Below are 22,241 nucleotides of genomic sequence, written 5' to 3' on the forward strand. Positions count from 1 at the left end.
GGATTTCGGCGGCTCATGCAGTAACTTGTTTCCTTGCCCTGTTGTATCTTATTTCTTCCTCCACAGGTCTTTCAAGCCCCGGGAGCCATCTGTTTACGCCATCTCTTACCAGGAGAACGACGCGTGAATCCTCTCTCTCACTCTGAATCCGGTAATTTCCGAGGAGTTTTCCGAGCGTGTTTGCAAATCCCTTTATCTCCTCATGGGATGGCATGTTCCTTATCGACAGTCTTTCCCTCGAATAGCCGACGTGGACGTATCCCTTGGATTCGATGAAATGCGGCTTGGCAACGCTGTCCAGGGCAGCATATGTTTCCTCAAAACCCATTGTCCAGTCCTTTACCAGGGTATGCCTTATTACTTTCCTGGTGTTGAGAGACGGTAGCAGCTCCAGTGTTTCCATGAGCTGCTCCCATGCATTCGATCGTATGGGAGCGCAGATCTTGGTGAAAATCTCCCTGGTGGGTGCCGCAACAGTGACATAAAGCTGGGTAGGCAGCGGGTTCAGTTTCCTCAGCACGTCCGGGTTGGTACCGTTCGTTACAAGAAAGGTAGTCATTCCGTTTCTGTGGCATAGCTCAATGTACTCTCCGAGGCGCGAATAGGCCGTCGGTTCTCCAGTCAGGGAAATGGCAACATGCTTTGGCGACTGGGATTCCTCCCATTTCGTGAGCGTGCATCTCGGATCCCCCTTGTACCCGCTCATCAGTTTCTTCTGCGCCTCTATCGACTTTTCCAGTATGAACGACGGGTCATCCTCGACATCGATATGATCCTCCTGGAAATCCTGGAATCGCCAGCAGAACTGGCAGTTTTCCGAGCACTGGTTAACCGCAGGCGTCATCTGCATGCATCTGTGCGACGCAATGCCGTAAAAACTCTGCTTGTAGCACCCCCTGTCATGTATCATGCTCTCCCTGGTCCAGTGGCATACCTTTACAGCGCTGTGTTCACCCACCACCTTGTAATGCTGCTTTTCAAGCACAGCCTTTCTTTGGGAATCCATAACGCCGATATTGCGTCTTGATATTAGAGTATTGTGAGTTTTTGCTGCTTGCTGCCGAATCCGCGATCGTATTTCATGATTCCCGTCCTGCGAGGATGAACGTGGGCCCTCGTTGAATGATGAGGTAGGTTTTTGACCCTCCAATAAGAGGTCATTTTGCAGCCTGCATGACCTGCATTTTACCAAGAAGGCGCGAAATTCTTTCCGAGTCTTCCGGCTCGTCGATAAGGTTTGAAACGTCCTCAACCGTGAATGACAGCCTGCCTATCATCGAAAGTGCAAACTGGTCCGAGGATTTGAATGCGCTTCTGAAAAATGGAATCACATCATCCCTTGCATGGGCGATTGAACAGTGGCAATAACCGGCGATCTTTTCCTCCATCGACGCCCTTGACCTGATCAGTGAATTTCTGTAGCCTATCCGCATTAGCATGTAAGGGAACCTGGGCAATGGAGAATGGCTGCTGCCCCGTGCCGCATTGCTTGCGCCTATTCCCATCAGTTCGGAAGAATAAGACCAGAATTTATAGTAGCTCAGTCTCCCTGCTCTTTCCAGGAATTCCGTAGCAAGCGCCAGCATAGCATATCCGCCGGCCAGTCTGTCGATGTTTTCCACATAATACGGGAGATTTTCATCAATCCACAGGGATATGTGTTCCGGATCCTCGTCGAACCTGCCTAGAATTTCCCTTACCTTTCCTGGGCTGTCCGACTTAAACAGGGTTGCGAGACCATCCCGCAACTCCACTGTTTTGTCCCGCTTCTTCATAGACAAAACGTCTTCAAGAGTTACGACTTTCCTGATCGAAATCGCCTGCAGATCATTGATTGCGGCCCGCGCATCGCCGGATGACTGTTCGATCAGTTTGAGCGCAGCATCCCTGCTGATGGATATGCCTTCGGCATCAGCTATCCTGTGAATGATGGATGCAAGTTCGTACTCGCCGATATTTTCGAATTTGATCACCTTCGATGACTTCTTTATGAATTCGCTCCTTTTTGTCAGGCTGAAAAGATCGTTCACTATCAGAACGACCGGCTGCAGGGTGTTCCGTATAAGATCGGACACAGCCGCAATTCCTCCCCTGTCCTCCCTGCTGTGTATATTATCAGCCTCATCGAGAATTATCAGATGGCGTTTGCCCTTCTCAATTGAAAAATATTCTCCATTCTGGGCGAAGGTATTCGTGCCTGAACCCGGGATCACAACTCTCCGTATTTCCTTTTCGCCTCTCTTGTCCGATGCATTCATCTCTATGAAATCCCATCCGAATTCCTTCGCAAGCGCGATCGCACTTGAAGTCTTTCCGACACCAGGCGGGCCTGAAAGTATGGCAGCGCGGATTTCCGGCGGCTCCCTGCCTGACCATGTTTCAGCCCATTTTTGAAGCGCAGCCTTAGCCTGCTTGTTCCCTGCAATTTCAGCCAGGGTTGAAGGCCTGTATTTTTCGCTCCAGGCGATCTCGTATTTCATCAGAATGAAGCAATGATATCCGCGCCTTAAATGCCTTTTTTGTTCAAGTCTCATATCGTTATATGTCTAATAGTTAGTAAATTATGCCATACATATACAAACAATAATTAAACACTAATATGCTATATTCGGCTAAATTGCAAAGCGTGCGATCAAATGGAGAAGGATCGACCTATCCATCCATGCAGAACTGATTATGCTCAAGCCTGAGTAAATAGCGATAAGAGAAATTGTTATCCGCGTAGACAGAAAATTACAAAACTCAAATAACGGGTCTCATGAACACTCAATTTTGATCTGAAGAGAACTTGAAAGGGATCTTCATAAACATGTCAGTTGAAATTCAGCATTGATTATGAATATTATTATTGGATTATGCTCGTCTCATCAAATTATATGTTAAACATATAATAGCTCTGACTTCCTGGCCCAATATCTGAATTTATTCCCTGTAATACACTATCAAGCTAAATAATAATAGGTATACACTGTATTGGATAAATTAATATTTGTCGATAGTTATTTTCACTGTACATCCATTTCCGTAAAGTCCTGTCAAGGCATTATACGGGGGATATTCACAGAGAGCGGATCCAAAACCTGTTGTTTCCGCAATATCCGGCCCGATTGCCTGATCCGGTTTTCAGTGGATCGATGCATAGTGTGTCGGTTAATGCGCAATATCAGGGACTGTGGCGCCTGGAGAGGAATAAGACAATCCACGATCCGTACATTCACGTAAATGTCGGTGAACCGATATTTACGTGAATGCGCAATAATGTTCTTCAATTTCTTTTGTGCTCCACAAGATACCGCTGGAAATGCACGGAGCGGCGCCGCACGGATTTTAACATTGTGTATCGCGAAAGCAAATTTATTCATTCATGTAATGGCACAACTGCAGGGGCACAACCGCCGTTTCACACATTTCAACATCAAGATGAATGGATAAATGATATGAGCAATTAGCATAGATCGAATATCGTGTCATTCACAGTTTGTCACGTCGCATGCTCTCAATGACCGTGATTTATGCGCTGCGTCATGCAATCGTCAGGCCGAGGCACATACACCGAACTCGCCATTTACAAGCTTTTGAATCTGCATAATACGGCAGCTGTCGCCGCGACTCCTAAGTTGCCTGAGTCTCTGGGCCGCATTCCACTTTTCCTGATCTACTATAGGTGTGTGTTTTCCTTTCCAGTAGAACAGGCTCCACCTGTGATATCCGGCGTAAAGCGGATTTGTCAGCACGTTGAGGACAGTCTGCCTCGTCCACTCTTTCAAATTTTTTGTCTTAATGTCTTTCATGTTCATGCCTGTCGCTATGTCCTGGAGGCTATGCCCTTTCAGATATTCATCGTAAATCCGCTTCACCACCATAGCTTCGCGATCCTCCACCTTCAGCCCGCCTTCCTCATAGCGGTAACCATATGGATGATTGAAGCCAAGAATACCGTTTCCCTCTTTAGCCTTCTGAAGCATTCCCATTTTCACTCTCTCGGCTATCATACCACGCTCAAACTCAGCCACACTGCCTAGCATATTAAAAATAAGTTTGCCTGCAGGAGTCGTTGTATCAAAGGGTTCGGTCGCACTCTTGAAATACACTCCGCTCTCATCCATTTCATGGACCAGGTTAGACAGATCCCTCATATTCCTGGAGAGCCTGTCCAGCTTGTAAACAAGTATCAGATCAAAATTCTTCTTTCTGAGATCCTCTCTCAACTTCAAAAAGGCGGGTCTGTTCAAATTGCCCCCGGAGAATCCGGCATCTTCGTAAATTTCGGAGAGCTCCCACCCCTGACTGACTATGTACGCCTTGAGCCTGTCCCGCTGGGCAGCAATGCTGTAACCCTCCTCGGCCTGTTCAGTGGTTGAAACCCTGAGATATATCGCTACCCGCATGTGCATCCGACGATTGTCAGACATCAACCTTCATGAATATAATTCTTTCAAATCAGCGAGGAGCAGCATCAACACGATGTTATTGGGACTTTCTAAATACATGAATGACCCTTTTTCAGTCGTGAACGAAGAAATAAAGAAAAAAATCGAACATTTTGGCGGCCTGCTGGATGAACAGACGGCAAAACTGCTGATCGATTACGAGAATGGAAAGTTTGACGAGGAGAGAAAGGAAAAATTGCGCGCAAAAATTTACAAATCACTCAACTCAAGGATCGAAGCGCTTGTACTGGAGGTACAAATGCCTCGGGAATACAGGAAAAAGAATGAAGAGACGGGAAAAATACTTTCCATAAAGGTATTTGTAAATCAGAGAGAGGCATCGCTTACATTCTGGGACTCCCAGATAGAAAAAATCGATATCGGAAAATTTTCAGAGGGAAAGAAGATTGTCATGGTGAACTGCCATCTAAGCGAGGGAAAATTCGGGCTACAGATTAACACAGGTAAGGGCGGGGTAATTTCAACAGAAACAGGTGAGTTGATATTCAGCGCATATTAATTTAGCACGCATATGTATTAGATAAAATTAATTATGTTCGACAAGAACTTCGGTGGCAATACGAAATCTGATTACGGATTAACGAGCAGGGATTGTGCATGCCTGCGAAACAACCTGACAGCTCTGATTCTTCAATCCTCACCCTGGCGGGATTGTCCGCATACAGAGATTTTCACACATATATAGATATATGTCTATAAATCAAATATTAAAATGCATATAATTCAATATAACATTAACTACAATTTAATATTAATATAAAAGTTTTAAATTAACATAAAATATTAAATATAAATTAAATATATATTGCCATATAACAGTGATTTAACATATCCCCACAGTCACATAGGGAACGGAAATTCAGTCTCCGGTAGTGACAGATGTGCTGAAGCAGGTAATTCTCATCTCTGCAAACAGCATTAATAAGAGCGTGTTTTTACCGATTGACAATGAAAACCTTCGTCGAGAATGAATTTGACGAGTACAGGATTGAAAATCACGGAATAATCGGAGACACCTATACAGCGGCACTGATCACTGTTAAGGGCACGATTGACTGGTGCTGCTTTCCCATAATGGATTCGGATGCCGTTTTTTCGTCGTTGCTTGACAGGGATAAGGGAGGGGAGTTCAGAATCGACGTTTCCGGCGCGATATCGTATTCACAGCGCTATCTCAGGAACACAAATGTACTCGAAACCGCAATTATTTCTGAAACAGGGAAAATGAAAATTGTTGATTACATGCCTGTCGAGCTCCACCACGAGCATTATCACAGCTTCATATATTCAAGGCGTGAAATACACAGGATCATCAGTGTCGCTGAGGGAAGCGTGAAGTTTAAGATTGTGTTCAGACCGGGATTTGGCTTCGGACTCCGCAAGGCTGCATTCAAAAGAGTTGGCGGTGGCATTGTTGCCTCACACGGGACTGAAACGTTTTCAATTTCCGGTATCGAAAAGTTGAAGGCTGAGAGGCTCTGCGGCTCAGCGGAAATTTCCATGAAAAAGGGCATGGAGAAAGCGCTAGTAATGAGATGGAACGAGTCTGACCCTGTACCGTTCAACCCTTCCGTCGCAAAAGATTACCTCAAAAATACCATATCATTCTGGCGCAATTGGGTTTCCGGGTCCTCATACAGCGGTAAATGGAAAGACGAGGTTATGAGATCTGCACTCGTGCTGAAGCTGCTCACTTATTCTCCCACCGGTGCCATCTGCGCTGCCGCGACGACAAGTCTGCCTGAATCAATCGGAGGTGAGCGTAACTGGGATTACAGGTATTCCTGGATTCGCGATTCATCCTACGCCCTGAGCGCGTTCAACCTGCTCGGCCACAGGGAGGAAGAGGAACGCTACTTCATGTGGCTGCTTCATCTTCTCAGGGGGAGAGCGACGAGTCCCGAGAGATTGAGGGTAATGTATACTGTCGAGGGCGACAATGTGCAGGATGAGATTAGTCTGAATGCGCTCGCCGGTTATGAAAACTCGCGTCCGGTAAGGGTGGGAAACGGTGCGACAGACCAGCTGCAGATTGATATCTTTGGGCCTATCATCGACGCAATATATTACACATTTTCGACGCCGGAAGTCCTGCCGGATCTTCTGTGGCGCATCGTGAAATCTGTCGCCGGCTATGTGCTTCTCAACTGGAACAGACCGGATATGGGAATATGGGAAATGAGAAACGGAAAAAAACGCCATACGCACAGTGCAGTTATGTGCTGGATCGCACTTGACAGGGCCGCGAAAATTGCAGAAACTGCCGGGAATACTCTTACAGCAGGGAAATGGCGCAGGGCAGCGGATGCCATCAGGCGGACAGTGCTACGTGACAGTTATGTAAGCGAGGGAGGCTATGTTTCAGGCATACTGAATCAGGCGTGGCTCGATGCGAGCGTTCTGGTAATGGCTGATGCAGGCATAATAGATGCAAAGGATCCTGTATTCTCGTCGACACTGGATATGGTATCGGCACATCTTATGAGGGACGGACTCGTCTACAGATATCTCGGAAAGGACGGCCTGAAAGGCAATGAAGGCGCATTTTTACTGTGCACCTTCTGGTACATCGAGGCGCTGTGCCTGGCAGGAAAGCGGAGGGAAGCTGAAAATCTTTTCAAACGCATGCTGCGCCGAAGCAACCACCTTGGGCTGCTTTCCGAAGAGATTGAACCTTCGGATGGAAGATTCCTCGGCAACTTCCCGCAGGCTTTCAGCCATCTCGGACTCATAAAATGCGCTTGCCGGCTTGCCGGCAGGGAATAAAAAAAGAAGAGAAAGAGAAAACGGTTTGGGGGCCGCGCGCCTTCCGCGGACGGTTCTCCGCTTCTACCAGTTACATCATGCCTGGCGGCATACCGCCCATACCACCCATGCCGCCCATGCCGGGTGGCATTCCGCCTGCTCCTCCTGGTGGTGCGGCAGACTCCGAACCTCTCTTTGCAGCTATCACGTCATCTATACGGAGTATCATCACTGCCACTTCAGTCGCGGACGCAAGCGCCTGTTTCTTGACCCTCAGCGGCTCCAGAACCTTTGCCCTGACCATATCCTTGATCTTTCCGCCGTCCACTGAAATACCTTCGGTGTTGCTGGAATTCTTTGCGCTGTGCCTGGTCTTCAGCTCAAGTATTGTATCTATAGGATCAAGACCCGCATTTTCGGCAAGCGTCCTTGGTATGCTCTCAAGAGCCGAGGCAAAGGCTTCTACTGCAAGCTGTTCCCTTCCGCCGACTGTGGACGCATAATCTCTCAACTTGAGCGAAAGCGCTATTTCGACGGCACCGCCTCCGGGAAGCATCTTTCCGTCTTCCGTTGCTGCAGATACGACACGGATGGCATCGTTGAACGCTCTCTCAAGTTCCTCGACTACATGTTCGGTGCCGGCACGGAGCAGGACGGTAACTGACTTGGGGTTTTTACATCCTGTTATGAAAGTCATGTCCTCGTCTGAAACCTTTCGCTGTTCCACCCTTGCAGAGTGTCCGAGATCTTTTGATGTAATATCCCTGAGATTCGCAACAAGTCTTCCGCCGGTTGCCCTGGCGAGCTTTTCCATATCCGATTTCTTGGCCCTCTGGACTGCATAAATTCCCTGCTTGGAGAGGTAGTACTGGACACTTTCGGAAATGCCCTTCTCACAGATGACGACGTTTGCTCCTGCGTTTATTATCATGTCTGCCATTTCATGAAGGGATTTCTCTTCCTGATCAAGGAATTTCTGAATCTGCGACGGCTCCCTGATCTGGATACTTGACGAAACTTCAGTCTTCTTTATCTCCAGTGCCTGGCTGATAAGAGCGATTTTTGCACCGTCTACGTATTCCGGCATCCTCGAATGAACTCTTTCCTTGTCAATCACAATCCCCTGGATTAACTGCGAATCTGAGACAGCGGCGCCATGTTTCTTCTCCACCTTGATGTTTTCAGTGTCCGCCTTTACAACACCGTTCGACTCTTCAGTAACAGCCATGACGGCTTTGACTGCGAGATCTGCGATTATAGACGGATTCCCGCCGACATTTTTGCCTGTTACAGCAGTCTCCGCAATGCTCTTCAATGACCTGGAATCCTTTCGGTCGAGTTCAATTGCCATCTTGTTCAGCAAAACCATTCCGTGCTCCTGGGCCATCTTGTAGCCGGCTGCGATTACAGTAGGATGCACATTTTTATCCACCAGTTCTTCCGATCTCTTGAGAAGCTCACCGGCGAGCACGACTGCAGTTGTCGTGCCATCTCCCACTTCATTGTCCTGTGTCTTTGCGACCTCAACAAGCATCTTCGCAGCTGGATGCTCGACCTCGAGTTCCTTCATGATGGTAGCACCGTCATTTGTTATGACAACCTCTCCGAGGCTGTCAACGAGCATTTTGTCCATCCCGCTTGGACCGAGAGTTGATCGCACCGCCTCGGCCACCGCCACCGCGGCTGCAATGTTGTTGTGCCTTGCTGATTTGCCTGTATCTCTTTCCGTGCCTTCCCTGAGGATTATAACTGGCTGTCCTTGTAACATCTTACACCTGATATAACCGATGAGCAGTTGATATTTAATCCTACTGAGTGAACAGGGTGAAACCGATATGGCAGGCTGCAGAAACGCGGTAAAGCTGAAATGCAGGCCTGCAGGTGCCGGAAATGTGTTCCCTGCACAAGCAGAACTCGCATACCGGAATTGCCTTAATTATCAGAATTGATCGAGCCTTCTCTGCTCCCTGAAATTCCGGAGTACCTCACTGTGCGCCAGCCAGTCGTTCACCGGAATCTCAAGTATTCCGGAAGCATACTGAAGGGAGGCATCAAGTGTATCAAAAGAAGAGGGCGTGCTCCTCAGGGTTTCCCTTACATGTTCCCTGACGTTCCAGACGCCCACAGGCATGATATAACCCGGATGGGCTTCCCGCAGTATTACCGCACCGGCCTGTATCCTCTCCTTCCGGAGCAGTTCATTGACTGCGAGTCGGGCCGCATAGTAACATCCGCCGATTTCTGCATACTCCCTTCTTCCGCCGTAAAATTCGTGCGAGGAAATCATCCATATCTGCCTTCCGGAAGGGTTCCATGTGGTGTTGGGGTACCATGCTTCAATCAATTCGTAACGCCATGAGGACGGCAGAAGTATGATAACCCAGCGATTGTCAAGAGCCGTGTATGAATAAACACGGAAATTCCAGAGCAGGTCGTTCTGCTTGTTTTCTGCCACAAGATGCTTCCCTATTAAATCGTCAACCGCCGTTATGCTCCACCTTGTCGGTACCATCTTCCTGTTTTTGCCCACACCGAGCACGCCGGCGCTGAAAGCACGCTGGATGCCCGAAACCATGACATTTGAGTTGTAAAGACTCACCACACCTTCACCGGCAGGCAGATCAGTGTCGTAGAACGCCTTCTCTATTCTCGAATCGAACCTCCCCGATTCTGACTCGATTCTTTCTATTCTGCCAGATCGTCCGAATGGCTGAATATCGTCATCAAGGGCTATCACAACCTTTGGCTCTTTCCTGAATTTTACCTCCATCGAAGGTGAGCTGCCGGCCATTGAAATTTCCTGTACCATAGTGTAAATTTTATCCCCTTCCGGCCTGTCGATCCTTATGGAATGCTTCCCGCGTATAAGTGAAAATCTCATCTGTGTTATATCTTCAAGCTTCTTTCCAACCCACCTTTCGGGAGTGTCTAGGATGCTGACGTTTTCAGTCACGGGAGTGATAAAAGGGCCAATGTCGACCTTCGGATATCCGAACCGCCCAATAAAGACACCAGGAGGGGACATTCCGTCCATCTCCGTTTGGGAGGTGAGTTTCCTGACACTGCTGTCTGCATAGTATTTGACAAGTATCGGGCAGACGGGTTTGCCGCATAGCATTTTCGTTCCCCTGCACCTGACGCAGATGGAAACTGCATAGGGGGTCCTGGGATTGGCAAATATATCCTCCGCTTCATGCAACTGATACTGCATCTTCTCTCTGAATTCCAGAAACAGATATTTAAACAGAACAACGGGGTAGCCGAAATCAGCCGGCCCAGGAGTTGACCTCGATCAGATTGTCATTGACCGGAATGCTGCCGCTGCGAAGCATTCTGATGTTTGTCCCCCTTAGGCTGTAACCCGCCCTCCTGAGCATATCGAGCGCAGAACGGCTTCCGGTATAAAACCTGACATTCATCCTGTCGCGTTCACTCTCAATCGCAACATCCTCACTTGCATTCATAAGGCAGCCTGCTTCCGGGGATGACGGGTCGAAACCTGAAAGGAGGAGCAGTCTGATGGATGCGTTAGTGGATCCGTCGGAGGTGCTGTAGGTGTAAATGAGCGAGAAACCTCTGACCTCCCCGTCCTTGGTAAGAAAGAGCGTTTCGCCTGTCTTATGTTTCATTGAAAAATCAACTTCCCTTGAATAGTCCAGTTCCGGCATAGACGCGGTTGACAGCCTTCTGACCGCGTTTAGGGCACTGTCCCTGCCGATTTCATCAAAGGTGAGAACCCTGCAACCTTCAGGTTTCGCCGGCTCCCTCTTCACACCGGTAAGCGGCTTTTCCATCAGATAAGTTATCCTGTCTGGCAGGAAACCAAGATTGGAATAGAGAATCACGTTCTTCAGCGTCTCTGGCATCGTTTCAAGACCGATAACCGAACAGCCTGATCTGTCAAGATAGGAAAGTGCATTTCCGATCAGCTGCTTACCAATACCAGAATTCTGAAAATTCGGAAGAACTTCGACGGGGCCGAACCATCCGACCTTTCCCCATACGTGGCAGAACACGTCGCCAACGATGCGACCGTCAGATTCAGCCACTATGCATCCGCCCGGCTCCTTGTCGAGATAAAAAACAATATTCTTCCTGCTTCGCTTTGGAACCTGAAAATTCTGATGAAATTCCTTGGAATATAGATCTGACCATGCATTCTGACCCACTACCCTGACATCTTCGATGTCGCCTTCGCACATAGGTCTCGTCTGAACAGTCATCTTCCTCGAGAAAAGTCTCATTTAGACGCTCCCGGACTGATGTACAGATGCGTCATTTAAATAAATCAACTTTTCTGGTGTGCCTTGAAAGATTCGCATTCGCCTTCACCTTCACCTTTCATGCTTGTGCCGTCTCATTTATATCACTGCCTGGTCTCCTTTTCGGACGACCCGCAAAAAGATTCATAATCGCGACAGCCGAAGCTGCCGCTCCGACACCGTTGTCTATGTTCACCACCGTCAGACCGGGGATGCAGGATTGCAGCATTGACGTAATTGCCGCGATGCCGCTGCCGCCGAAACCGTAACCTGTGGATACAGGAACGCCAATGACCGGTATGTCGACAAGTGATGTGATGACTGAAGCAAGCGCACCCTCCATCCCTGCGAACACTATTGCTACTGCATAATCACCGCGCTGCAGTTCTGCCGCCACTTCCACAGTCCTGTGAAGGCCCGCGATTCCGCAGTCAAAAAAGCTGTCGTGTTTGCATTGCAGGATTTCCAGAATCGCCTCTGTTTCAGCAGCCACTCTAATGTCTGATGAGCCGCCAGTGACGATTGCCGCTTTCAGCGGGAGATCGGAAAAACTGCTTTTCCACTTAAGCGGCACTATTGACAAAATCTCCGCATCGCCCCAGTACTTTGGCTTAATACCGGGCGGTATCCTCTTCAGAACTGCTCTCGTGACTGCTGCGCTTCTGGATTTGCCGATTTTCGATACGATTACCGGTTCACCCGATTCGACGACCCTGATGCATATCTCTGTCAGCTGCCTAACGCTTTTGCCGGAGGAAAAGACTATTTCGGGAAAACCTTTCCTGTAAAAACGCGAAATATCATATTTCACAGCTTTACCTATCGCAAGCGTGTAATCATTTAGATATCTGTTCTTCCTCATAACCTCAATCCTGATCCGCAACTGGCGCCGAGGGGGAGATTTGAACTCCCGAGGTGCAGTGCACCAGTGGCTTTCACGACTGGGTCTCGAGGCCACCGCTTTACCGGGCTGAGCTACCTCGGCCTGAATACAAAGAATGGAAACGTGTTTAAAACATTGTTGCATAGCAGGTTTCCGTGGAAGTGCACGTAGAGCTTCATGGCAGGGAACGCAGAGACTTCGATATACAGATTTTTCCGGGAATGACAGTTCTCGAAATTATGAAGAAAATTTCGGTCAACCCGGAAGGAGTGGTTACATTCAGGGGCGATGTGCCGGTTCCGGTGGACCAGGAAGTAAACGACGGCGATGAATTTGTTTTCATAGAAGCGGCTAGCGGCGGCGTGTGAAAAATATTTGTCAACCATACGTCTGCAGTTTACCGGACTGTGAGAGTGCCGATGTTTGCTGCCTGTTCGGAGGTTTGTTTCAGTTGCATGGAAGAACTGTAGGATTTCAGGGAGAAAAGGGTGCGTACAGCGAGCAGGCGGCCATTGAATACTATGGGGCGGATGTAGAGACAGTTCCACTGAGAACGGTAAGCGACGTATTCCTGGAAGTGGAGTCAGGTGGCGTCGATTCAGGAATTGTTCCTGTAGAGAATTCAATCGGCGGCAACATTTATGAAACATATGACATGCTCTCCGAAACCAGCCTGAACATTGCAGGCGAGACAATTCTCAGAATCGAGCACTGCCTTATCGGTGCCCGCGGATCAAAACTCCCGGACATCAAAACAGTCTATTCGCATCCCCAGGCTCTGGAACAGTGCAGGAACTACCTGAAGAAACTGAAGGTTGAAATGGTGAGCACTTATGACACAGCGGGAAGCGTCAGGATGATAAAGGAAGGCAATATGAGGGACTGTGCGGCAATAGCTGCCGAAAGAAACGCTTCACTGTACGGCCTCGAGGTAATCGCAAAGGGCATTGAGGGATATGCCGGCAGTTTTACGAGATTTTTGATCATGTCGAAAGACAGAGGAGAAAGGATCGGACCTTACAAAACATCCCTTATGTTTGGCGTCGATCACTCGCCGGGCTCCCTCTACAGGGCGCTTGAACCATTTGCGGAACTGGGCATAAACCTGAGCAAAATAGAATCCAGACCGAAAAAAGGATTTCCATGGGAATACTACTTCTTCATGGATTTCGAAGGCGGAACTGATGAAACGGAATGTGCTCTTGCTGTTTCGAGGCTTCGCGGCCTGACACAGTACGTGAAAGTGCTTGGCTCGTACCGCAGGGCAATGCCTCCAAAGAAATGACGAAGGCACATGGATATCGGATTGCAGTCGTCATCGTAAAAACAGACAAAACCGCGGCAACCGCATCGTATGCCGTTTTTGTGAAAAGGATGCTGCAGTTTATGGAAACGTAAAGTCCGTGAATGGACCGGATGCCTCATCTGAATGCTGTCAGAGAAAATTGTCTGTCCAGGGAGAGGTTTCGCTTATACCGCACAGCAAATGCAGATGCGGAAAGATTTTGGTAGCAGATTTCAGATGAGGGAAAGGTTTATTAGGCACGCTACAATGTGGCATGCCGATGATGGCATTCATAGCTGCATCGGCGTCTTTTATCCAGGATGATGCAGCCTTGCTTTTGCCGAACTGAGATCGGTCCGCTGTTTTGCCCGGTCTCCATACATTCGTGGTGGTATTTTGAAATCAGAATATTCTTCAGTGGAAAAAGTCGTCGGTGTTCGAGGCATGGACTCATATGCGAGAGCACCGCACAGGATAGTGAGTAACATCATTGAGCGGGATGCTGAATCCACAGCATATGTTAGAATACTCGATACTACTCTGAGGGATGGAGAACAGACACCCGGAATATCGCTCACTCCTGAGCAAAAACTGAAACTCGCTGGAATACTCAACGAGCTGGGCGTGGACACAATCGAGGCAGGTTTTCCGGTCACCTCACGGGGGGAAGAGGAGGCTGTAAAGAAGATAGCCTCTTCTGCAACCGGTGCAAAGGTAATCTGTCTTGCGAGGGCGGAAAAGAGCGACATCGAGAAGGCTGCCGAATGCGGTGTTTCCAGTATTCACATATTTCTTGCCTCATCGGACATACACCTCGTGAACAAACTGAAAATGACGCGCGGGGAGATGCTGCAGAAGGCTGCGGATGCCGTTGATTTTGCGGGAACACGCGGCCTTGAGGTTGAGTTTTCTGCAGAAGACAGCACCCGGACTGAACCTGGTTTTCTCGCAGAGGTTGCCAGGACAGTGCATGACGCCGGGGCAACGGTATTCGACATTGCAGACACGGTAGGCGTTGCGACTCCCGAATTGATGAAGTGCCTGGTGAAATCGGTTTCCGGGACAGGCATAGAAGTCAGCGTGCACTGCCATAACGACTTCGGTCTGGCTGTTGCCAACAGCATAGCGGCAGTGGATGCGGGAGCGGCACAGGTCCATGCAACGCTCAACGGAATTGGGGAAAGGGCCGGAAACACTTCGCTTGAAGAGTTTGCAACGGCCGCAACATGGCTTTACGGCTACAGAACCAAAATCAGGTTTGAGATGATATCGCACGCATGCGAACAGGCTGCAAGCATTACCGGAATGCCAATACACGCAAACAAGCCAATAGTAGGAAGCAACGCGTTCGGGCACAAGTCAGGGATTCACACTCACGGCATAATACGGAATCCGATTACATACGAGCCGTTTGATCCGCGTCTGGTCGGCAGAGGGCGATGGATGCAGGCTGGAAAGCACTCCGGTCGCCATGGTATAGAAGCGCAGCTAAAGGAACAGAACATAACGCTGGGAAGAGAGGAACTTGACATGGTGGTAAGGATGGTAAAGCAGCGGGGAGATTCCGGAATGATCACGGCGGCAGACGAGCTCGCGAGACTGGCTGATATGGCAAGGAAATCGTCGCTGCAGCAGATCCCCGAGGCACGGAATGGTGAGTGAATGGGCTCTACCACGGTGGAAAAGATCGTGTCAAGGGCATGCGGGAAGGCTGTAAGTGCGGGGGAGAAGCTGGAATCCCTTCCTGTGGACAGGTTATATCTGAACGAAGTTGTTGCGCCACCAGCAATTATCAACTTCCAGAATGACTTCAGCAAGGTATTCAGGGACACGCAATCGCCGAAGCAGGTGTTTGACAGATCCAGAGTAACATTTTTTGCAGATCACAGCGTGCCATCATGCTCCGAGAGTGTTAGCAGGGGGATTGCCCTGATGAAGACATTTTCGAATGAAACGGGCGTCAGAATGTACAAGGAAGGGGACGGCATAGAACATACTGTGGCTGGAGAAGAAGGTTCCGTGCTTCCCGGGGAAATAGTCGTGGCCACAGACTCGCACACATGCACGCAGGGTGCCCTGGGTGCACTTGCATTCGGAATAGGAGCAACGGAGGCTGAATATGCGATGGCGAATGGTGAAATCTACTCATTCTCCGTTCCTGAAACGATTCGCTTTTCAATCGGAGGCGAGCTGTCCGATGGTGTTTTTGCAAAGGATCTGATTTTACACATACTGGGAATGATGGGACAGGACGGCTGTTCAAGAAGGATCGCCGAATTCGATGGCCGGTGCATCAGCTCAATGGACATGGACGGAAGATTTACGATGTGCAATCTCTCTGTGGAAATGGGTGCCAGAAGCGCCATCATCAATCCTGATGACTCCACTTCGGCATATATACGCGAAGCATTCGCCAATTCAGGAAAGAGTTTTGACGGCAGTGCACTAGATAAAGCGCGGCGAAGCGATTCGGATGCAGTGTTCTCGTCCGTGTTTGAAGTCGATGCCGCAGATGTCGAACCAACTGTGGCACTGCCGCATTCGCCTGCCAATGCGAAGCCGGTGAGCGAAGTTGATGATGAAATTGACACCGTCTTCATAGGGTCATGCGCAAATGCCAGGAAATCCGATCTTGAAATAGCTGCCAGGATACTAGGCGGAAGAAGGATCAGCCGAAGGGTTAACCTTATCGTAATCCCGGCGAGCAGGAGGATCTACAACTGGGCTGCCTCTAACGGCATTCTTTCCCGGCTGGCAGAGGCAGGGGCGAATATAGAATCATCTAACTGCGGTCCCTGTTTCGGAAAGCACATGGGTGTCCTGGGGCCAGGTCAGCGTTGCGTGAGCACGAGTAACAGGAATTACAGGGGCAGAATGGGATCTCCGGATGCAATGATTTACCTGGCATCTCCTGCAGTGGCCGCTGCCTGCGCAATCGAAGGAAAAATCGCAGATCCGAGGAAGTATCTGAGGTGAGGAGATGAAGATAGCAGGGAATGTCAGGAGAAAATTCGGGGATGACATAAACACCGACTACATCATACCGGCTCATCTTCTCCAGGAAAGCTGGGATCCGCATTTTTTTGCGGCTCATGCCTTTGAAAAATTCGATCCGCTTTTCAGGGAAAAATGTCAGGCGGGCGACAGCAACATTATTGTGGCCGGGCGCAACTTCGGCTGCGGAAGTTCGCGTGAGCAGGCCGTCTATGCCCTGAAATACAACGGCGTCGTGGCAGTCGTGGCGGAATCGTTTCCCGATATCTTCTACCGGAATGCGCTGAACAACGGCCTCCTTCCTGTCAGGACACCACGCGCCGGGGGTATTCAGGAGGGTGATTCTGTAACGATAGACGTTTCTGCCGGCACAATGATTGTCAATGAGACCGGCAGCGCCATCATGCTTCCGGATCTTGATGATTACGCCGGTGTCATGTCGAAAGGCGGAATGCTCGGACTTGCACAGGAGCGGTTACGTGAGAGGCTTATGCGTGCAGGAGGGGATTAGCCTGGGTTTCAGAATCGCCGTAATGGAGGGGGACGGTGTCGGAAAGGAGGTGGTATCCGCGGCTATTGAGGTGATTTCTGCGGTCGAAAGGAAATTTGACATCGGTTTCTCGTTTGAGAACGCTCCGGCCGGCGATGAGCTGCTCAGAAGAGATGGCAGCCCCTTCCCGCGATCATCGTTCAACGCAATAGAGGAAGCAGACGCGACACTGAAAGGTCCGCTAGGATGGAGTGCAAAGGACGTAATCGTCAGGCTCAGGCGTGATCTTGACCTTTTTGCCAACATACGGCCGGCCAGGACACTATATGGTGCCGTAAGTCCGGCGAAACCCATAGACCTTGTCATTGTCAGGGAAAATACCGAAGACCTCTACAGTGAAATTGAATTCGATCTTGGAGACGGCGCGATAGCAATGAAGGTCATCACAAGGCAGGCTACTGCAAGAATAGCAGAATATGCGGCAAGGGTTGCGATGAACAGAAATAAGTCAATGAAGGTTACATGCGTTCACAAATCGAATGTTCTGCAAAAGACCGACGGCTTGTTTTCAAATATATCGCGCGATGTGATTTCAAATTACCCTGCCATTCGTTTCGAAGAAATGCTTGTGGACGCCGCCGCCATGAACCTGATACGCAATCCGCAGGATTTCGATGTTATTCTGACATCCAACCTATATGGAGACATACTTTCTGACGAAGCTGCGCAGATCGCCGGCGGGATAGGTTTCGCACCCTCAGCCAACATCGGCCGGGATCATGCCATATTTGAACCTGTGCACGGGGCGGCATTTGACATAGCGGGCGGCGGTGCGGCCAATCCGGCGGGCATGATACTTTCTGCCGCAATGATGCTCCGTTACCTCGGAGAGGGACACGGCAGCAATGAGTGCATGATTGCCGCTGCAGCTGTTGAGAGGGCGGTGGAAGATGCACTTTCGAGGGGGGTGGTGACTGCAGATTCAGGCGGAACGGCCAGCACTTCAGATTTCGGCAGATACGTCTCCAGAAGCATACTGGCTCAATGACAGCGGTCATGCGCCGTACTTCTTATTCCGCTGGGCATATCCCTTCAGCAGCGGCATGATGTCGAGCCCTCTGAGGCCGTTGAGCGAACCGCGGGCCGCACTTATTTCGTCGAACGAGGAAATTCCGTCGGAGCGAAGCCCCTTCGAATAAATCATAAGCGGCACCGGATCGCAGGTATGTTCCTTCGCCGAAACAGGCGTTGAATGGTCGGCAGTCATTGCAAACACAACATTTTCATCCAACTCAGCGAATATGTCGTTAAGCATTGCATCCACACGCTCGATTATTGATACCTTGCCGGCTGCATTGCCGTCATGCCCGGCAATGTCTGTAGGCTTCACATGGATGAATACAAAATCGTTCGTGTCAAGCATCTTCAGCGCAGCCTTTCCCTTTGATCCAAGGTTGGTGTCCATCCCTGCAGTGGCGCCGGCCGGAGTTACAACATCTGCCCCGAGTGCAAGGCAGATGCCCTTTATGAGTCCCTCCGCGGCAATTGCACCGAAGGACATGCCGTGCTTTACACTGAAAGGCTGAAGCTCGGGATACATTCCCCCGCTCCTCGCAAGAATTGTATTGGCAGGCGGAAGATTTCTTTGAATCCTCTTCCTGTTGACTTCGGAACCGGCAAGAATCTTCGAAGCCTGAAAAGTAAATTTATTGAGTACCTCGGCAGTCCTCGCGGAGTGCCTGTCGAGCGGTCTTGACTGGAGAACCGGACTTCCTGTCTCGCCAGGATCCGTGTCGCTGACGTTTGCTCCCAGATCCTTCCCGCTCAGCACCAGGACGCATCTGTGTTCCGTGCTTTCCTTGAATGTTACACTTACATCATCTATACGCATGTTTGATACAAGCGAGGCGAGCTCGGCGGTTTCCGGCTCCCTGATACGCCCTGCTCTCCTGTCCACTATTTTTCCTCCGGAATCGACCGTCGCGAAATTGCATCTGAACGCTATATCCCCCCGTGAGAGATGCAATCCTGCCCCGAGTGCCTCAAACGGTCCGCGCCCCGTATAAAATTCAGCAGGATCATAGCCGAGTATGGAAAGATGCGAGGTATCGCTTCCAGGAATAAAACCTGGTTTTATCGTGTAGAGGAGTCCGTGCATGGCGGATGACGCAATCCTGTCAGTTGCTGGCTTCCTTGCGGCCTGCAATGGAGTCCTGCCGTGCAGTTCCTCTACTGGCCTGTCTCCAAGACCGTCGCATATCAGAAGAAGTATCTTCCGTTCACTCATTTCAGCATACACCTCTGTTCAATGATGCTCCCATGCGTCCAGGGGCAGCTCGTCATATACATTTGTGTCCGCAGTCTTTTCCTCTTTTTTAGACAGTATGTTGCGTATCTGATTTACATTGAGCTGCCAGTAATAAATTCGCCACAGCCTGCCGTTGGGCAGGAGGGACTCTTCCCAGTCGCTAGAAAGTATACCTGTATCGTGCAGTTCATAGAATATCTTTCTGTCATCGGGATCAAGTGCGTTATCTATAACCTGAAGATCAAAACCGAAATACGACATGACTGTTTCCGCCACTGTCTTTGCCTCCCCTGGACTCAAGCCAAGCTTGAGCACTATCGCCGAGGCCAGCGTCTCGACATCGACAAGATCCAATTTGCCCGAATCTGTCATCCGGAATATACACCCTGTCCCACTCTATCGTAAATAAGCAATTAAACCTAGTTACTATCAGCATCCGGGTGTTTTCATTGAAGGAAAGGACGGAGCGCACTATCGGGCTGATAACCAACCCGATCGCTGGACTCGGAGGGAGCAAGGCGCTCAAAGGAACAGACGGCGAGCTGGCCCGGCGTGCCATTTCAATGGGTGCAGGTGGGAACGCTGTCAGGAGGACTTTCGAGGCACTTGCATCCCTGATAGATATTCTGGATGACAACGACATTGATCCGCCTAAGATACTCAGCTGCCATGGGCCAATGGGGGAAGCGGCCCTGCTCCGCTCACGATATCCGAATTACTCAGCGGTTTACTCATATGAGGGCAAAACATCCTCTGGTGAAGATACCAGACTCGCGGCAGCCGTGATGGAGGCAATGGGGGCATCCATCATTGCGTTTGCAGGCGGTGACGGAACGCTGAGGGATGCGTCAGGAGGCATTAGAAGGAGGACACCGTTAATCGGTATTCCCTCCGGCGTAAAGATGTATTCCGGAGCGTTTCTACGTAAACCTGAATTGTTTGGTCAATCCATCCTGGGCTGGTTTGAGTCCGGCTGCCCTACAAAGAGTGTAAATATGCTGGATTTCGAGGACATTGCTGAAGGAAACATCAGCGTCTCAAACTATGGAACCGTCATCTCACCAATGCTGGAGACCGTCCAGCAGTCCAAGGAAGAGACGATCGGTGATGAGGATAGTAAGCAGGATATTGCAGAATATTTCATCAGTACGATGGACGATTCCTTGACATACCTGATGGGTACCGGCTCTACTGTGAAGGAAATAGTGAAAGAAATGGGGTACAGGACGCATGTCCTGGGAGTCGACGTGTTCATGGGAAGGAAGATGGTATGCGCCGATGCCACAGACAGCATGATTGCACAGGCTGTTGAAAATGCGGGTCCAGGTAAGGTGCGGATAGTTGTCACGCCGACAGGCGGCAGCGGATTCCTGTTCGGAAGGGGAAACCAGCAGTTTACACCGGAAATGCTGAAGGAAATTGGCAGAGAGAACATAATCGTGCTCTGCACTCCGCGCAAACTGGAATCCATCGGAACAATCAGGATCGACACGGGTGACAGGGAGGTGGACAGGACGCTCAGCGGAAACTATGAAGTAATAAAAGGCTTCGGCATAAGGAGGATAACACATATAGGCAGCGAGTGAGATGCGATGTCGCCAAAAAGTCAGCCAGCAGGAAAAGTCGGCGAAATAAGGTGCTGGGCAATATGCCATTCTACAGAAGATGAGCATAAAGTCGAAATGGCGCTCCGAAATGTGGTTGGATCTGAAGCCGCGATTGAGCATGTTCGTACTGAAACGCACTTCGGGCAGCCGATGTCAATTATCTCATGCAGATTAAGCGGCGGAAAGAAATTTTCCGAAATTTTGAGCAGGTTCTCCGCTGAAGATATTGAAACACTCCTAGGGCAGCTCGAGGAAAGGCTTGACAGTGACAATACATTTCACATCAGGCTTGATAAACAGCAGACATATGAAGGCGAGCCGAAACTGTCATGCAGCTTTGATCCAGTGACGCGCAAGAAGAGGGACAGCATAGATCTCGATATACACTTCACCACGTATCCGTCCAGGAGAGAAAATGCAATCAGGTTCATAGAATCGCTGTTGAGAAAAAATGATTTGGAGCAGGGGTAGCCCAGCTTGGCCAAAGGCGCAAGGCTTAGGACCTTGTCCAGCAGTGGTTCGCCGGTTCAAATCCGGCCCCCTGCACTGGGACGATTGTTCGACCTGTTTAGAAGCGGTTAATCCCTCACTGATATTTGGATCATCATTGGCTTTTTTGAACTGATGAACGAACTGGAGTTGCATCAGGATACCGGTTCTACGTAATCATGATGCAAGGAAGAGTGTGACGGAGAGATTAAAGGCTCTTCAGGACAGTCGAATGACGACAGTCGAACTCAAGATGCCCGTCATTGACGGAATACGCACAAAGGATGTGAACAAAGTGGCACCGCTTAAGGGTTCATGGCGACATCATCGATCGCAAAACCGCTCTTCCTCGAAGGACTGGTGAAGCTGCCCGGTGCAAAGCTGACATTCGGCGGCGCGGTCAGCAAGGCAGGGCTGCGGAGGTTCGTGATCTCGATATGGTCGACCGTTGAATTGAAGAACTGCCCCGAGGATACGTTGCATTATCGTAGCGTTCGCAGGCTTGTAGAAGAAGCAGTTGATGGCACATTCACCAGCTACTCCAGCGTAACGCACGGCAGCAGGGATTAGTTTCAGATAGCACTGAGATACGGCCAAAAAACGAGTCCAGTGCTCGTGCCTGTGTATCAGTCGTATGCTCTCGAAATCATTGAACTTGATGTCACAACCTGAAAGCAGAGCCTGTGCTATCTGTCCCTGTTGATCAATACTCCTGATCTTCTCCGGA

Annotated in this window: 20 protein-coding genes and 2 tRNA genes; 12 read left to right on the forward strand and 10 right to left on the reverse strand. The window is 49.7% G+C overall.

What is annotated here, in order from left to right:
• Positions 1-13: 13 nt before the first annotated feature.
• The 3 genes from twy1 to KIS29_06385 all read right to left on the reverse strand — a co-directional run bounded on the left by twy1 (position 14) and on the right by KIS29_06385 (position 4,412).
• Positions 14-1,006 carry a 4-demethylwyosine synthase TYW1 gene (gene twy1, locus KIS29_06375; protein ID MBX8639946.1) on the reverse strand — a complete coding sequence of 331 codons (993 nt, stop codon included), beginning with the start codon at positions 1,004-1,006 and terminating at the stop codon, positions 14-16.
• A gap of 151 nt (positions 1,007-1,157) precedes the next feature.
• Positions 1,158-2,480, reverse strand: coding sequence for a replication factor C large subunit (locus KIS29_06380; protein MBX8639947.1), 1,323 nt, complete (start codon positions 2,478-2,480; stop codon positions 1,158-1,160).
• A 1,053-nt stretch (positions 2,481-3,533) separates the two neighbouring features.
• Entirely contained in the window at positions 3,534-4,412 is an 879-nt protein-coding gene (locus tag KIS29_06385) for a recombinase family protein (GenBank protein ID MBX8639948.1), read from the reverse strand.
• 97 nt (positions 4,413-4,509) lie between these two features.
• Here KIS29_06385 and KIS29_06390 point away from each other — a divergent pair, with 97 nt between their 5' ends.
• Both KIS29_06390 and KIS29_06395 read left to right on the forward strand, forming a co-directional pair.
• Complete coding sequence (locus tag KIS29_06390) at positions 4,510-4,950, forward strand: hypothetical protein (protein ID MBX8639949.1); 441 nt, start codon at positions 4,510-4,512, stop codon at positions 4,948-4,950.
• Between the two features lie 449 nt (positions 4,951-5,399).
• Positions 5,400-7,217 carry a glycoside hydrolase family 15 protein gene (locus tag KIS29_06395; GenBank protein ID MBX8639950.1) on the forward strand — a complete coding sequence of 606 codons (1,818 nt, stop codon included), beginning with the start codon at positions 5,400-5,402 and terminating at the stop codon, positions 7,215-7,217.
• A 70-nt stretch (positions 7,218-7,287) separates the two neighbouring features.
• On the opposite strand, the gene KIS29_06400 is transcribed toward KIS29_06395, so the two are convergent.
• The 5 genes from KIS29_06400 to KIS29_06420 all read right to left on the reverse strand — a co-directional run bounded on the left by KIS29_06400 (position 7,288) and on the right by KIS29_06420 (position 12,443).
• Positions 7,288-8,964 carry a TCP-1/cpn60 chaperonin family protein gene (locus KIS29_06400; GenBank protein ID MBX8639951.1) on the reverse strand — a complete coding sequence of 559 codons (1,677 nt, stop codon included), beginning with the start codon at positions 8,962-8,964 and terminating at the stop codon, positions 7,288-7,290.
• A gap of 171 nt (positions 8,965-9,135) precedes the next feature.
• Positions 9,136-10,407, reverse strand: coding sequence for an Nre family DNA repair protein (locus KIS29_06405; protein MBX8639952.1), 1,272 nt, complete (start codon positions 10,405-10,407; stop codon positions 9,136-9,138).
• Between the two features lie 55 nt (positions 10,408-10,462).
• A complete protein-coding gene (locus KIS29_06410; protein MBX8639953.1) occupies positions 10,463-11,398 on the reverse strand; it encodes a GNAT family N-acetyltransferase in 936 nt (311 codons plus the stop codon).
• A gap of 139 nt (positions 11,399-11,537) precedes the next feature.
• Positions 11,538-12,320 carry a nickel pincer cofactor biosynthesis protein LarB gene (gene larB, locus KIS29_06415; protein ID MBX8639954.1) on the reverse strand — a complete coding sequence of 261 codons (783 nt, stop codon included), beginning with the start codon at positions 12,318-12,320 and terminating at the stop codon, positions 11,538-11,540.
• Between the two features lie 22 nt (positions 12,321-12,342).
• Positions 12,343-12,443, reverse strand: a tRNA-Ser gene (locus tag KIS29_06420).
• Between the two features lie 53 nt (positions 12,444-12,496).
• On the opposite strand from KIS29_06420, the gene KIS29_06425 reads away from it, so the two are divergent.
• The 6 genes from KIS29_06425 to KIS29_06450 all read left to right on the forward strand — a co-directional run bounded on the left by KIS29_06425 (position 12,497) and on the right by KIS29_06450 (position 18,158).
• Positions 12,497-12,709 (forward strand): hypothetical protein, encoded by a 213-nt coding sequence (locus tag KIS29_06425; protein ID MBX8639955.1) that lies wholly within the window; start codon positions 12,497-12,499, stop codon positions 12,707-12,709.
• A gap of 83 nt (positions 12,710-12,792) precedes the next feature.
• Positions 12,793-13,626, forward strand: coding sequence for a prephenate dehydratase (gene pheA / locus KIS29_06430; protein ID MBX8639956.1), 834 nt, complete (start codon positions 12,793-12,795; stop codon positions 13,624-13,626).
• 444 nt (positions 13,627-14,070) lie between these two features.
• Positions 14,071-15,288: a homoaconitate hydratase gene (locus KIS29_06435; GenBank protein ID MBX8639957.1), complete on the forward strand. Its 1,218-nt coding sequence runs from the start codon at positions 14,071-14,073 to the stop codon at positions 15,286-15,288.
• Complete coding sequence (locus KIS29_06440; GenBank protein ID MBX8639958.1) at positions 15,289-16,602, forward strand: 3-isopropylmalate dehydratase large subunit; 1,314 nt, start codon at positions 15,289-15,291, stop codon at positions 16,600-16,602.
• Positions 16,603-16,606: 4 nt separating this feature from the next.
• On the forward strand, positions 16,607-17,131 hold the full coding sequence (gene leuD / locus KIS29_06445) for a 3-isopropylmalate dehydratase small subunit (protein ID MBX8639959.1): 525 nt from the start codon (positions 16,607-16,609) through the stop codon (positions 17,129-17,131).
• Positions 17,040-18,158, forward strand: coding sequence for an isocitrate/isopropylmalate dehydrogenase family protein (locus KIS29_06450; GenBank protein MBX8639960.1), 1,119 nt, complete (start codon positions 17,040-17,042; stop codon positions 18,156-18,158). The genes leuD and KIS29_06450 overlap by 92 nt, the downstream gene beginning before the upstream one ends.
• A 6-nt stretch (positions 18,159-18,164) precedes the next feature.
• On the opposite strand, the gene KIS29_06455 is transcribed toward KIS29_06450, so the two are convergent.
• Positions 18,165-19,397 carry a 2,3-bisphosphoglycerate-independent phosphoglycerate mutase gene (locus KIS29_06455; GenBank protein ID MBX8639961.1) on the reverse strand — a complete coding sequence of 411 codons (1,233 nt, stop codon included), beginning with the start codon at positions 19,395-19,397 and terminating at the stop codon, positions 18,165-18,167.
• 18 nt (positions 19,398-19,415) lie between these two features.
• Positions 19,416-19,790 carry a hypothetical protein gene (locus KIS29_06460; protein MBX8639962.1) on the reverse strand — a complete coding sequence of 125 codons (375 nt, stop codon included), beginning with the start codon at positions 19,788-19,790 and terminating at the stop codon, positions 19,416-19,418.
• Positions 19,791-19,867: 77 nt separating this feature from the next.
• Between KIS29_06460 and KIS29_06465 the strand changes: the two genes are divergently transcribed.
• From KIS29_06465 to KIS29_06480, 4 genes are all read left to right on the forward strand, one after another.
• On the forward strand, positions 19,868-21,004 hold the full coding sequence (locus tag KIS29_06465; GenBank protein MBX8639963.1) for an ATP-NAD kinase family protein: 1,137 nt from the start codon (positions 19,868-19,870) through the stop codon (positions 21,002-21,004).
• 6 nt (positions 21,005-21,010) lie between these two features.
• Positions 21,011-21,496, forward strand: a complete 486-nt coding sequence (locus tag KIS29_06470) for a hypothetical protein (GenBank protein MBX8639964.1) — start codon at positions 21,011-21,013, stop codon at positions 21,494-21,496.
• Positions 21,487-21,571: transfer RNA gene (locus KIS29_06475), tRNA-Leu, on the forward strand. Before KIS29_06470 ends, KIS29_06475 begins: the two co-directional genes overlap by 10 nt.
• Before the next feature lie 258 nt (positions 21,572-21,829).
• Positions 21,830-22,084: a hypothetical protein gene (locus KIS29_06480; GenBank protein ID MBX8639965.1), complete on the forward strand. Its 255-nt coding sequence runs from the start codon at positions 21,830-21,832 to the stop codon at positions 22,082-22,084.
• Positions 22,085-22,241: the final 157 nt, after the last annotated feature.

This window comes from Candidatus Sysuiplasma jiujiangense, from assembly GCA_019721075.1.
GTDB classification, from domain to species: domain Archaea; phylum Thermoplasmatota; class Thermoplasmata; order Sysuiplasmatales; family Sysuiplasmataceae; genus Sysuiplasma; species Sysuiplasma jiujiangense.